This window comes from Haemophilus sp. HN_Hi10 (assembly GCF_049821985.1).
Lineage (GTDB): Bacteria > Pseudomonadota > Gammaproteobacteria > Enterobacterales > Pasteurellaceae > Haemophilus > Haemophilus influenzae_D.
The window spans coordinates 612965-626982 of record NZ_CP187495.1 but is presented as its reverse complement, the minus strand read 5'-3'; the positions used below and the strand labels follow the sequence as shown (position 1 = coordinate 626982).

Annotated in this window: 11 protein-coding genes; 3 read left to right on the top strand and 8 right to left on the bottom strand. The window is 37.2% G+C overall.

Annotated features, from left to right (window positions below):
* Positions 1-72: 72 nt before the first annotated feature.
* On the top strand, positions 73-939 hold the full coding sequence (gene djlA, locus ACPT8Q_RS03115) for a co-chaperone DjlA (RefSeq protein WP_061671303.1): 867 nt from the start codon (positions 73-75) through the stop codon (positions 937-939).
* Positions 939-1871, top strand: coding sequence for a tRNA dihydrouridine(16) synthase DusC (gene dusC, locus ACPT8Q_RS03110; RefSeq protein WP_061671304.1), 933 nt, complete (start codon positions 939-941; stop codon positions 1869-1871). The genes djlA and dusC overlap by 1 nt, the downstream gene beginning before the upstream one ends.
* Positions 1872-1910: 39 nt before the next feature.
* Here the strand turns inward: dusC and rpoH are convergent, their stop codons facing one another.
* From rpoH to plsY, 5 genes are all read right to left on the bottom strand, one after another.
* On the bottom strand, positions 1911-2756 hold the full coding sequence (rpoH, locus tag ACPT8Q_RS03105) for an RNA polymerase sigma factor RpoH (RefSeq protein WP_061671305.1): 846 nt from the start codon (positions 2754-2756) through the stop codon (positions 1911-1913).
* 147 nt (positions 2757-2903) lie between these two features.
* Positions 2904-3215, bottom strand: a complete 312-nt coding sequence (locus ACPT8Q_RS03100) for a DUF2322 family protein (protein ID WP_061671306.1) — start codon at positions 3213-3215, stop codon at positions 2904-2906.
* 23 nt (positions 3216-3238) lie between these two features.
* The gene (gene murB / locus ACPT8Q_RS03095; RefSeq protein ID WP_061671307.1) at positions 3239-4264 is read right to left on the bottom strand and encodes a UDP-N-acetylmuramate dehydrogenase; all 1026 of its coding nucleotides are present in this window, start codon (positions 4262-4264) and stop codon (positions 3239-3241) included.
* A 9-nt stretch (positions 4265-4273) separates the two neighbouring features.
* Positions 4274-5977, bottom strand: a complete 1704-nt coding sequence (gene narQ / locus ACPT8Q_RS03090) for a nitrate/nitrite two-component system sensor histidine kinase NarQ (RefSeq protein ID WP_005668889.1) — start codon at positions 5975-5977, stop codon at positions 4274-4276.
* A gap of 40 nt (positions 5978-6017) precedes the next feature.
* On the bottom strand, positions 6018-6617 hold the full coding sequence (plsY, locus tag ACPT8Q_RS03085; protein WP_061671308.1) for a glycerol-3-phosphate 1-O-acyltransferase PlsY: 600 nt from the start codon (positions 6615-6617) through the stop codon (positions 6018-6020).
* A gap of 81 nt (positions 6618-6698) precedes the next feature.
* Here plsY and folB point away from each other — a divergent pair, with 81 nt between their 5' ends.
* A complete protein-coding gene (gene folB, locus ACPT8Q_RS03080) occupies positions 6699-7055 on the top strand; it encodes a dihydroneopterin aldolase (RefSeq protein WP_005689448.1) in 357 nt (118 codons plus the stop codon).
* A gap of 95 nt (positions 7056-7150) precedes the next feature.
* Here the strand turns inward: folB and ACPT8Q_RS03075 are convergent, their stop codons facing one another.
* The 3 genes from ACPT8Q_RS03075 to ACPT8Q_RS03065 form a co-directional block, all read right to left on the bottom strand.
* Positions 7151-9907, bottom strand: coding sequence for a filamentous hemagglutinin N-terminal domain-containing protein (locus tag ACPT8Q_RS03075; RefSeq protein WP_061671309.1), 2757 nt, complete (start codon positions 9905-9907; stop codon positions 7151-7153).
* Positions 9908-9918: 11 nt separating this feature from the next.
* On the bottom strand, positions 9919-11613 hold the full coding sequence (gene hxuB, locus ACPT8Q_RS03070) for a heme/hemopexin-binding protein HxuB (RefSeq protein ID WP_061671310.1): 1695 nt from the start codon (positions 11611-11613) through the stop codon (positions 9919-9921).
* 75 nt (positions 11614-11688) lie between these two features.
* Positions 11689-13839, bottom strand: coding sequence for a TonB-dependent hemoglobin/transferrin/lactoferrin family receptor (locus ACPT8Q_RS03065; RefSeq protein ID WP_425622305.1), 2151 nt, complete (start codon positions 13837-13839; stop codon positions 11689-11691).
* Between the last annotated feature and the right edge of the window lie 179 nt (positions 13840-14018).

Below are 14018 nucleotides of genomic sequence, written 5' to 3'. Positions count from 1 at the left end.
AGAAATAAATTTTTGTTATCATTATAAATAACATTATAAAAATAACCGCACTTTGACTTAACAGAGGAAAGAATGAATTTTATTGGAAAAATTATAGGCGTATTTTTAGGTTGGAAAGTTGGTGGATTTTTTGGTGCGATTGCTGGGCTAATCTTAGGTTCCATCGCAGATAAAAAATTGTATGAACTTGGCTCGGTAAGTTCTAGTTTCTTTAAAAAGAAAACAACGCGTCAAGACTTGTTTATGCAAACTACCTTTGCGGTGTTAGGCCATTTAAGCAAATCGAAAGGGCGTGTAACAGAAGAAGATATCCAATTAGCTAATCAATTAATGATTCAGCTTAAACTGGATGATGCGGGGCGTAAATTAGCGCAGGATGCGTTTCGTCGCGGTAAAGAATCTGATTTCCCAATTCGTCAAGTGATCCGTGAATTTCGCATTGGTTGTGGGCAACGTGCTGATTTATTGCGAATGTTCTTACAAGTGCAAGTTCAAGCGGCTTTTGCCGATTCAGAACTTCACGAAAATGAGAAAGAAGTGCTTTATGTGATTGCTGAAGAACTTGGTCTTTCTCGTATGCAATTTGAACAAATGATTGCAATGGAAATGGCTGCTCGAGCTTTTACTCAAGGCGGTTTCTATCAGCAATATCAACAAGGTGCATATCAAGGTGGCTACCAATATCAGCAACAAAATAGTGATGGTTACCAACATGCTTCAGGTCCAACTTTAAACGATGCCTATAAAGTATTGGGTGTGACTGAGTCCGACGAGCAACAAGCAGTAAAACGCGCTTATCGTCGTTTAATGAATGAACACCATCCAGATAAACTCGTGGCGAAAGGTTTACCGCCAGAAATGATGGAAATGGCAAAAGAAAAAACTCAACAGATTCAAGCCGCTTACGATTTAATTTGTAAAGCAAAAGGCTGGAAATAGTGCGTGTTATTCTTGCACCTATGCAAGGGGTTCTAGATCCCTTTGTACGCCAACTTCTCACCGAAGTGAATGACTACGATTTATGTATAACAGAATTTGTCCGCGTGGTTGATCAACTTCTTCCTGAAAAAGTATTTTATCGTTTATGCCCTGAATTAAAAAATCAGGGCTTTACTTCTTCAGGCACGCCTGTGCGAGTGCAGTTGCTAGGGCAGCATCCAGAATACCTTGCTGAAAATGCAATTCGTGCAATCGAGCTTGGCTCTCATGGCATTGATTTAAATTGTGGTTGCCCTTCTAAAACAGTGAATGGCAGCAATGGCGGTGCGGCATTATTGAAACAGCCTGAATTGATTTATCGTGCAACTCAAGCCTTACGCAGAGCCGTGCCAAGTGAATTCCCCGTTAGTGTAAAAGTGCGGTTAGGCTGGGATGATATTTCTCAAGCTTTTGAAATCGCTGATGCGGTTGAGCAAGGGGGAGCAACCGAAATTACAGTGCATGGACGCACAAAATCTGATGGTTATCGTGCTGATAGAATTAATTGGAAAAAAATTGGTAAAGTCCGAGAGCGTTTATCCATTCCTGTTATTGCTAACGGAGAAATTTGGCATTGGCAAGATGGTCAAGATTGCTTATCTCAAACAGGTTGTCAGGATTTAATGGTGGGACGAGGTGCATTGAATATTCCGAACTTAAGCCATGTTCTGAAATCAAATGCAGAAAAAATGCCTTGGAATGAGATTCAAAAAATCTTGCAAAAATATGCGAATGTTGAAAATGAATATGGCAGCGGTTTTTACCATGTGGCACGAATTAAACAATGGTTACGTTATTTGAATAAGGAATATGATGAGGCGAACCAAGAGTTTGATAAGATTAAGACTTGCCAAACTTCTGAAGATTTGAAATTACGTTTAAATGATAAATAAAAAACCTGCTAATCAGCAGGTTTTCTTTTTATAAATTATTTAAAAATTCACCGCACTTTTTAATTTTTTCAGTGCATTGGTTTCTAATTGACGAATACGTTCCGCAGATACATTATATTTTGCTGCTAAGTCGTGTAATGTTGCTTTGTTATCATCTAACCAACGAGCTTTGATAATATCTTGGCTGCGCGCATCCAAACTTTGTAATGCCGTGCTTAGTTGCTCAGTGGCTTGGCTTTCAAAGTTTTCATTTTCAAGCTCTGCAGCGAAATTAGAACTTTTATCTTCCAAATAAAGGGACGGAGAATAGATCTCTGTTTCTGCATCATCAGTAGGTAAATCAAAACCTACATCGGCACCGCTCATTCGAGACTCCATTTCGATCACATCTTCTTTGGAAACACCCAATTCATTTGCCACCATATCAACTTCATTTTCGTTGAACCAGCCTAAACGTTGTTTAGTTTTGCGTAGGTTGAAAAATAATTTACGTTGAGCTTTCGTGGTCGCTACTTTTACGATACGCCAGTTACGAAGCACATATTCGTGGATTTCCGCTTTAATCCAATGTACGGCGAATGACACCAAACGCACACCAACTTCAGGGTTAAAACGTTTTACCGCTTTCATTAAGCCGATATTGCCTTCTTGGATTAGGTCAGCTTGAGGCAAGCCATAGCCAGAATAGCCACGCGCAACATGGATCACGAAACGAAGATGCGACAAAATGAGTTTTTTCGCAGCATCTAAATCCTCGTGATAATACAAACGTTCTGCCAATTCCTTTTCTTCCTCTGCGGTCAGCATCGGATATTCATTTGCCGCACGAATATAACCTTCGATACTGCCTTGAGGAACTAACATCATTTGTGTTTCTTTATCCATCGTTTCCCTTCTTTATTTTGGCTTTTGCCAATCAATGTACTTAGTTATAGCACAATAAGCTATCTTATTGAACCAATTTGTTAATAAGACAGGGTTTATCAATCAAAAGTTCAATTATTCTAAATTATTCTAAATAACTCTGATTAATTAGCAAAGTGGAATGAGGGTTAAATTAAGATTTTCATCAACCACTTTAAATAGTAAATCAATGTTTGGATGTTTGCCTGGATTCGCTTTTGCATCTTCGACGTGTTCTGCAAACCATTCAGCACCTTCTTGTGCGGAAGTGCGGTTTAATTTCCCGTTAAATTTTTCAGCCAACGCATTATAAAGGCGAAGCGATCCTAATTTACCTTGTATCGCAGGAATGTTATGGATAATAGTTTCTCCATTCATCACATTTAAACCCGTTAGATGATCGATGTTGGGCAAGGTTTCTAAAATTTCTTTAAAGTTCATAGTGTTATCCTTAGTTTATAAAATTATGTGATAGTTTGCTCGCTATTTACTTCGCCAGTTGCACTGATAAATCTTACTTCAGGTTGCAAATATACACCGAATTTTTCTGCAACAGTTTGGCGAACGTGATGGGCAAGTTTGACTACGTCTTGTCCTGTTGCCCCACTTTTGTTAATTAACACTAATGCTTGTTTTTTATGAACCGCAGCCCCTCCTATTTGAAAACCTTTAAGATTACATTGATCAATCAGCCAGCCTGCCGCTAATTTCACTGAGCCATCTGCTTGTGGAAAGTGCGGTAGATTTTTGTGATGTTTTTTGATTTCCTCAAAATGTTCTGAACTGACAACGGGATTTTTAAAGAAACTCCCTGCATTACCCGTTTCATTTGGATCAGGTAATTTGCTTTGACGGATATGACAGACTTCATCAAAAATTTGTTTAGCAGTGACCGTTTTCGGATCGAACGCTACAAGCGAACCATATTTTAGAATAGGCTGCCAATCTTTTTTAAGCTTTAATCCAACCGCTGTAATCACGTAACCTTGCTGATAACGATGTTTAAAAGTACTTTCACGATAACCAAATTCGCATTGTTCTGTATCGAGTCTAAAGGTTTCATTCGTGTTTAAATTAAGTACATCCACATAATCGCACACATCTTTAAATTCAACGCCATAAGCACCGATATTTTGAATAGGCGCAGATCCTGCACAGCCAGGAATTAAAGCCAGATTTTCTAAGCCATAAATACCATTATTAATAGACCATTCCACCAATTTATGCCAATTTTCGCCGCCATTGACGTGAAGATAGTGAAAATTTGCGTTTTGTTCGTGCGTAATCCCCATTAAACGATTTAAAACCACCACGCCATTAAAATCATCCAGAAACAGAACATTACTGCCTTGACCTAAAAAAAGTACGGGTAAATTTTCTGATTTAGAATACGCCCACACTTGTTGTAACTGTTCGATGCTATGTGCTTCAATAATTTCACGTGCATTAGATTGAATGTGGAAAGTATGAAAAGGCTGTAAATTTTGCATTTTGATGTCCTAAAATAATGTATGCGGCAAAGTGATTTTTACCTGCGTACCACCTTGCTCACGGCGATGAATATGCAATTGTGCATTAAGCTGACGACAGCGTTCCGCCATAATATTTAAGCCGTAATGCCCTTCTGGTTCTTCAAGATTTGGAATGCCAACCCCATCATCTTCAACTAAAATTTCATATTCGCCTTCTGCATTAATTCTTGCACTTATTTCAATTGCTGTGCCTTGAGAATGTTTGATTGCATTGGTTGTTGCCTCACGCACAATTTGAAGTATATGCACTAACTGTTGAGGATTTAAACTTTGTGAGGGTAATTGACTTTTTACATTCATTTGCATTGAAGTTTGAGTGCGTAAAGAATTAATTACCTGTTCTAAAGCGAGTTGTAAATTCGCTTCTTGTATGGTTAAACGGAAAGTGGCTAAAAGCTCGCGTAACTGTGCGTAACCACCAGAAAGGGCTTGTTCAAAATCGGCAATAATTGCCAAACTCTTTTCTTTTGATTGTTCGTCTTCTTTCTTCAGGTTATGTTTGAGCAAAGTAAGTTGAATTTGTAAAAATGATAAGACTTGTGCTAAGGAATCGTGCAATTCTCGTGCGATAATTGAGCGTTCTTCCATTAATAAAAGCTGTTCTTTCTGGCGTAAATTTTTATGGAAATAAAGCGCACGAGCAAGCATTTGTGCTAAATTTTGCATAATGCGGGGATCTGGACAAGGTAGTCCCGCTTGCCAAGAGAGTACACCTAATTCTTCGTTATCCACAGAAAGGGGTTCGATTTGTAATGCACTATCGGTTTCTCGCTCACCCAATGTAATATCCCAATGCTCAGCTCCCATCACTTCCACTTTAACGAAGTTCAAATGCTCGCTAATAAAAATGTAATTCAAAACTTGATTTAAAATTTTATCGTTAATTGTGTTTGTATTCAGAAGTTGAGCACTTTGATAAAGTGTGCTTAAAGTGCGGTTAGTTTGGCGTAACTTTTGCGTTTTTTCGTTTACAGCTTCTTCTAAACGTGAATAAAGTTGTCCTAGTTCTGTGGACATTTGTGTAAATACACGTGCCAGCGTGCCAAGTTCGTTTTGTTTCCTTGTGTCAAGCGGAATATGATTGAATTGACGCATTTGCACTTGCATACTGGCTTTTGTCATTAAATGCAAAGGTTTCACAACTTCTCGCTGTGTGTACCAAATCACATAAGACACCATAGCTAAAATTAACAACATAGCGAAAAAAAGCACCGATACGCCTAAAATCCATTTCTGCTCGCTAAAACGTTGTAATTCAAACACAAAATGATCAACATCTGCAACATAATCTGTGAGCTGTTCACTATAATTTTTCACATCATACTGACGTGCATATTTTTCCATTATCGCCCAACGTCGCAAAATGGTTTGATAAGATAATTTCACTGCTTTAGGTGTAAAAAATTGATTTTGCGTTTCCAGTAATGCAGAAGAATGTAAGCTAACCTGATAACGACGCAAATTATTTTCTATACTTTCTGGTTGTGTCCGCATTTCGTAAAGCAAACGATAACTTTGCATTCGTAATGAACCAGAAATATTAATAGCTTTCGCATCATATTTATTACTACTTATAATCGCTAAACTCAGAGAACTAATCACGCCAGCAACAATTAAAATAATAAATAAATATTTAGCAATACGAGTTGAAACAGAACGCTTGGTATGCACAGAAAACTCCAGTGGAAATTAAAAAAGTGCGGTAGAATTTTTATTTCTTTTTAAATTTAGCCCAAACTTTATCTTCTTGACCACGCCATAAGCGTTGAATGTTATCGTGATGACGATAAATTAATAGGCAACATACCAAGGCAACAGGAAAAGTAAATTCTGGTTTAAACCACCACACATAAAAAGGCACGAGTAACGCCGTAAGTACTGCACTTAACGAAGAATAGCCACTAACAAGAAAAACAAAGATCCACGTACCAAACATTGAACCTGCAACAGCCCAAGAAATTGGTGCGATTGCTCCAAAGGCAGTTGCAACACCTTTGCCACCTTTAAATTGAAAAAAAATGGGGAAAATATGCCCTAAACAAGCACCAAGTGCAACCATCCCTAATTCAAATTGGGTTAAACCTAAATAATAACCTGCCCATACAGGAATCATCCCTTTTAACATATCAAAAATAAGCACCGCCAAGGCAGACTTACGATTTCCAATACGTAATACATTCGTCGCACCAGGATTGTGTGAACCATTTTGACGAGGATCAGGCAATCCAGTAAGGCGACAAATTAAAATCGCACTGGAAATAGAGCCTAAAAGATAGGCAAAAAGCATATAAAAAAGGGCGAAAAGGCTCATTTTGTACTCCAGCAAAAAAACTGTTCGTTATTTTACCCAAAGTTGATAGCATACGCCTACAATAATTTTAGAGGAAACCTTATGGATCGTATTTTTATTGAAGAATTGACTGTTTTTGCACAAATCGGTGTATATGATTGGGAACAGCAAATAAAGCAAAAACTTGTGTTTGATTTGGAAATGGCTTGGGATTGCAAACAAGCGGCGGAAACGGATGATGTTGCCTATTGTTTAAATTACGCTGAAGTGAGCCAAGTGATAATTGATTATGTGGAAAGTAAACCTTTCTTGTTGATTGAGCGAGTGGCTTATGAAGTGGCAGAGTTGCTTGAATCACGTTATCAACTTCAAGGATTAAAAATTAAACTGAGTAAACCAAAAGCTGTCGCACAAGCTCGAAATGTTGGCGTATTGATTATACGTGGATGTTTAAAATAATGTAGCGACAATGGCTATTAAAAAATCTGACAGGCACGCAATTTAATTGGTGTCTGTCAGATTGGCTTTATGCTTTTACCTTGTGTTCTGAATAGTTATTGTTCAGCTTCTAACTCTCCAACACTCACTTTAGTATTATTACCTTTATCGCCGAATTGTTGTTCTTCGCAACCTTTACCTGCATCACAAACTGCAACAGAAACAAGTTTTTCAACATCTAAGCTACTCACTAAATTTGTATTAATGATTTTTTCGCTTGAGTCCGTAACATTCAATTGCTCAGCAGACAAGTTGGTGGCTCGCACACCGTTAATTTTGTCATAAAGTCTAGCAAAACTACGTTCACTGAGTTTGGTAGAAGCGCCGTTAATTTTTGTTTGATTAAAGTTTTTCTCACGAGGAAGTTCAAAGAATGTGAAATTTGAATTTGATTTTACCTCAATTTCTACCCCTTTGGAGCTTAAATAAGCTGTTCCACCGTTAGGTGCTAAGGCAGTGATGTCGGCATTTTCAATGGTTGTTTTAGTATCTGCGTTATCACCGATAGTAAATGCCATATTGGCAATATTAGCATCATTATCAATTGAGCCTGGCGCACCATTAATGATCACTTCTTCCCCAGTTCTTCCTCCAGTGTTAATTGCGGTAATTTTCAAGTCATCTTTGCTGTATTTACCTGCAATTTTTGTATCGCCATCAGTTCTAAAGGTGTAACCCTGATGAGATTTCACAAAAATAGAACTTTTTTCCCCTATTAATTCCCCGATTAAAAACATCGTAGCATAAGGTGCTTTTGGAGATATATCGCTTTTCTCATCGCCCACGATTTTGATATGTGAGTTTACCATTGAGACTTTACCATTCATTCCTAAACGGTTAATTTGAGTTGCAATATCTTGTTTATCAAAGGTAATATCAATCTTGCTATTATCTAACTTAATTTTTTCTGCTAGTAAATGCACAAATCCATTTTTTAGGTTGATATTACTGTTAGAAATATTAATTTCCGTGTCTTTAATCGTTGATCGCCCCGTATTTTTGGTAGCAAACATATCAAAACGATACCAATAGGCTCTGTTCATATCTAACTCTAAATCTTCTGTATATGACTTACGGTAATATTTCCAACGGCGTCTGCCTTGATCTAACTCTGACAACTGTGTACGATGGTCTAAATCTAACACTCCGTATTCATATTTCGAACTCACACCATTTCTATTACGGGATATACCCCCATCAATGTAAAAATTCGTCTGTCCTGTGGCGGTGATGTTATCTAAATTAACATTTTTAAATCCACCCACTAAAATCACTTCATCAACCTGATCAAATACTACATTACGCATATTTACATTAAACTTCTTACGTTGTGACTCTTCTGTTTTACGATATTTGTTATCATAATATTCATCCCTAGCACTACGCCCCAATCCCATCGCTCCGTTACCAAGATTTATTTTGCTGTCAGTAATTGTAATATTTGATTTAAAATCTACATCATTCTGCAAACTCGTCACAACAAATAAACGACCTTTTGAGTGAATATCCGCATGATCAATATTAATATGACCTTGGTTAGTTAGCTTTAATAGCGAATCAGAGCCTTTAAAGGAATCTATATTGATATTGCCTGAAATATTAACCTCATTTCCTTTAAGATTCACTTTTCCATTATTAGCCAGTAATGAACTTAACGCCCCTGTTTGTATAAATGAATCCGTCCCTGCATTATCTTTATCTGCAATCTGAATATTTTCAGTGTTTGGCACGTCAATATTAACTTCTGTATTTAATGTTTTATGCTCATCACTATAGTATTTAGTACTATCTTCACGTCCAAAGTTACCGTTGATATTAACGCTTTTGCCTTTAAAGTTGATTTTAGGCGAGGTAACTTTTGATCCAGTTTGAGAAGTGATTTTTATCTTGTTTTGAAGTTCGTTATTTGAGGTAACATCAGCCCCAAAACTAACTATCTCCCCTTTAATATCACTTTCATTATTCAACTCAACATTGTCAGCAGATAACACAACCTTGCCGTTTTTACTGCTAACTTTAGTTGCTTCCAACACACCATTATTCACAACCAAGCTATCTAATGCTTCTTTACGCCCTTTTGCATTTAGCGTAATGTCCTCTGCTTTAATAATCCCTTCATTTTTAACAATACCCCGTACTGTATTATCTTCTAATGCCACACTTATACCGCTATCTGATAAGGTAAATGTAAAATTATTGCTTGAGGATAAATATACCTCGCCATTGATTGTAGAGTTTTTTTCAACGTTAATGTTCCCTTTATTGATAACTTCATCGCCATTAAGTACCACGAAATCTTTCGCCGTAATTTTCCCTTCATTGAGAACTTGACCTTCTGTTAGCTCCTTACCTTCTTTTGCTTTACGGGTAAATTTATTGCTATTGCCATTTTCACTGATTCTCTCTAAATCTTTGGTTGTTGCAAGTAAACCAGCTACATTGATTTCTGCCCCTTCGGTAATAATAACCCCATTAGGGTTTGCTAAATAAACCTTACCGTTTGCCGTCAATTTCCCTTGGATTTGGCTAGCATTTCCGCCAGTTACACGGTTATATGCCACAGAATTAGCATCAGGTTGTTTAAATTCCACTTCTTTATTTTTGCCGATGTCAAAACTCTTCCAGTTTATTTGAGCTTTATTGGTCTCTTGCTTAATCGTCATTTTATCTGCAGTTGTAGTAAAAGTGACATTCCCAGAAACGACTTTATCCTGTTGTGGCAAACCCTGTTGTGGCAAATCCGGTGTAGAGGCATATGTCGCACCAGTGTAAGTGGTCAAAATGATAAGAGAAATTACATTTAATTTATACATAGCATACCTCCTTAGAAAGTTTTAATCATAGAAAGCCAAAATTGGTGTTTATCGGCATTATCAATATTGTTATCAAGCGGTTTGGCAACACTGACATTGATGGCATAGCTGCCAGCATCTGAAAGAGAAAGTCCTGCACCAACGCTTTGTAATTTCACGTTATTTTTCACGCTTTGTGCGAGAAATTGGCTATGTTTATAAGATTTCCCAAAACCATAGTCATAGAACAATGAGCTTACTAGCACACTTTGGGAAAAGACTGGTAAATAATGTTTGAATTCTGTTTGTATCACATGCCCTTCATCCACAGAAGCCGCACCAGCTTGATGTCCACGCACGCCAGACAGACCACCAAGCAACATTTTCTGTGAGCTTTCAAGGTTTTTATCAGCAAACTGACCGTTTATACCAATATTGAAAGCAAAAGATTTTGGTAAAATTTGCTCGTGAGACAAGCGGTAGTTATATACCGTAAAATGCGATTTTGGTTGAAAATCCTCTGTCGCATAATGTTTGCTTTCATTAGTTTGATTCGCTAAATTACCGAACAAGGTAGATAATGAAAAATAAGTTGTCCCATCTTTAATAAGATTCCAAGAACCGTCAATCCCTGCAGTTAAACTATTTATTTTCCGTTTTTGTTTCGCTGTAGCCGCTTGTTGTTCATCCGTAAGGTTTTGATGATTAAAGCTCACTTTAGTACTTAAACGAAAATTTGGTGTACGGATTGTTGGGTGCAACAAATAAGCCCCTAAGGTATGGGAATGCCCTTGAGATTGTAATGATTTAAAATTACCACCTAATTTGTAGTCGAGATAGTTAGCAGTTACACCAAAACGCGTAGAATAACCATCAATTAAAGAGGAATAATCTATACGAGCATTTTTTAAATTAGCCTGATTAGAACTCAGTAAATCCAGTTTCAATTCATCGCCCCAGCCATTCAAATTACTGACTTTTGTCCCCGCAGCCAAACGGTAACGCCCTGTATATTTGTTGCCTTGGTTATCTACTGAAACATAACCAGAAAAACGTTTTGCATCGTTAATCTTAATCAGTAAATTCGCTTCGCCGACTTTTTTGCCTGCGGAGAGTTGCAAACCTGCATTTACCCCTGGAACATCATTTATTGTTAAAGCAAATTTTTCTAACTCATCTTTCAAAATAAATTCGGACGTATTTACTGTTGTATTAGAGAGACGGGATACAAATTTATTGCTTAATGCGCTGTGATTTTGCAAGCGTATTTCGCCCACATTACCTTTGAGTAACAGAATTTTTACCGTACCTTGCTCAATTTCCTGCGGTGGTAAAATCGCTTTTGCCACTAAATAATTATTATTGCGATAAAATTCGCTGATCTCATTTGCCAAATTACTTAAATCTGACAGCGATACCTCTTTTCCTACATAATTTTTCAAAATATGTGCAAGCTCGTCTGTGACTACTTCCTGATTGTTTCGATCTAAAATCTGTACTTGCGTAAGTGGAAATTTCAGTCCTTGTTTATACTGTGCAGTATAAGGCGATTTTGCCGCTTGATTAAATAATTCGCCACTAGGTTTGGCTTCTGGTTGAATTTGACGCTGTTCTAGTTCACGGTTCAATGATCCAGCATTTGGCACTAATGCCATCACTGAATTACTCAAAACAAAGCCTAAACTGACCGCACTTGCAATAACAGAATAACGAGGTCTCATTTTCATTCCTTATGTCCTATTAATTGATAAAATTACAAAAATTGAGGGAAAACAGCTTTAGGGCGTTTTTCCAAAGTAAATTTAGAAGCTATAAACTGCACTAATTTTCGCATTGCGACCTGTGCCTTCCATTAAACTAAACGCTGGTTGATATTTTCTATCAAACAAGTTTTCCAGCGCAAAATCTAAACGCAGGTTTTTCCATTCGCCTTTTAATGGCGCATAGGTAGCACGAAGATCGGTCAGTATATAACTTGGGTAGGTAACAGCGTGATCTTTAGGCACTCGATGTTGGGCAGCGTAATGGGTTATTGTCGCTCCCACCGTGAATTTGTCTTTTACTAAAGCATAATTTACCCCTACGCCGATTTTGCTTGCGGCAATGTTTGATAAAGCTTCGCCACTATCTTTATCTTTACCTTTGGTGCTGCCATAATTAGTAAACAGCGTTAAACGTTCTGTTTGGTATTGAGCTTGCAATTCAATACCGCTTAAACGGGCATTAGTTATGTTTTGATACTGGGATTTTGTTGGCAACAATGCTCCATTTGTATTTGTCTTTGCATTTGCATCATTAAATATTTTTAAGTTAATAAAATCTTTCACATCATTACGGAAATAAGTCGCTTCAATTTTGAATTTATCGCCCTGTTTAAACAGACTATCAAAATGTAGATTTGCGGTAATTTCTTTATTTTTCGCTGTTTCAGGGCGCAAATTTGGGTTTGCCACAAATCTATTGGTTTCAGTTCGCCCAGCTAGGTCTGCTCCAAAGTGAGATCCACTCACAAACCGTTCTTGCATAGATGGGGCTCGGAAAGCTTCATTATATTTAGCAGAAAAATCTAACCAATTGGTCACTTTCCAAGTTAATTTTGTGGCAGGCGATAAATGATTATCCTTATATTTTACAGTTTTACTTGAGGTATCGTAGTGGTCATAACGTACACTTGGCGAAACTAGCAATTTTTCCCCAAATAGTGGAATATGGGCGATTAAATAAACGCCTGTAGTGTTTGAATTCGCATTATAGGGGTCCGCTCGAAACTTCGCATCATTACTGTTTGTGCCGCGTTCTGTACTAATTTTATCTCGCATATAATCCACCCCATAAACAAAGGAAATGTGAGATAATTCGGAAGAATTACGTAAATTTATACCTCGGGTAGTTAATTTAGTCTGATCTTTCACACCACTGACTTTACGCTGTTCTTTCTCAATAGTTTTATTGTTATACAGTGCGATATGCGTATTTAGATAAGGATTATCTGGCGTTAAATAATAGTTAAATACCGTGCTTTGATCAGGAATTTGTTGATCAGTTAAATAACTGACACTACCTAAACGTGTTTTCACGCCAGAGTAAAACTTTGATGTTTCTGATGGTGATGGTTGTGCTTTAGGAGGAAAACTTTTGTTTGATCCGTGGAACTCTCTGATTTGATCTGTAATTTGTTCATTAGTAAGTTCGTTTTCCACCTCATTATTGCTTGGTGCTGTTTGTTTAAAACGAGTTTCGCGGTGGGATAATTCCACACGGTTCGCATCATTGATTTGCCAACCGAATTTTGTAAGCCCCCCAAACTGTTTATAGGCTGTATTATTCAGCTTGTTGCCTTTACCAATGCGTAAATTATCCGCATTATTATAGAAAGCACTAATAAGAACATCGAATTTGTCATTTGCCGCAAATACAGAAGCATCCTTTTCCGATAAATTATTAGCAGTTTGATAACCTTGGCGAATTTTAACCCCGAATTTGTCATTATTTTTCAATAAGTCTAAAGCATTTGGCGTACGCATTGCCACAACACCACCCAATGCACCGCTACCCCATAAGGAGCTACTTGGCCCTTTGATTACTTCAATTTCTTGAATAAGTGACATCGGAAGAAAATAAGAACCTCTATGTGCTAAATCAAAATTTTGTCTTACGCCATCAATGACTTGCACAACACGATTATCACTTAACCCTCGAATATTAGGTTTTTGAGCAATGCTTCTCGAACCGCCTCTAATATCAACATTGGGAATGTCTTCTAACGCTGCTGCAACACTAGTCGCTTGCTTAGAAAGAAGACTATCTTTAGATTGTTTTTCTGGCGTATAAGCAAACCTACTTGGATCTCGTGTCGCAATAACGTTGATAGAGTCTAATTCAACGGATTGCGCTAGTGCATTTGCTGTCACTAAGGTTGTTGTAATTGCAAGGGAAAGTTTAGAAAATCGCATCTGTTTTCCTTATTGTAATAATTAAAAATAGGAGAATGGCGATGATAATAATGATAATTACAATAATAATCAATTGATTTATTTATAATCATTTGCATTTAGTAGCGTAAAATTTAAACTAATTTTGGATTTCAATCTGTACCTGCAAAAATTGGACTAAATAAGCAAGAGATTAAGGT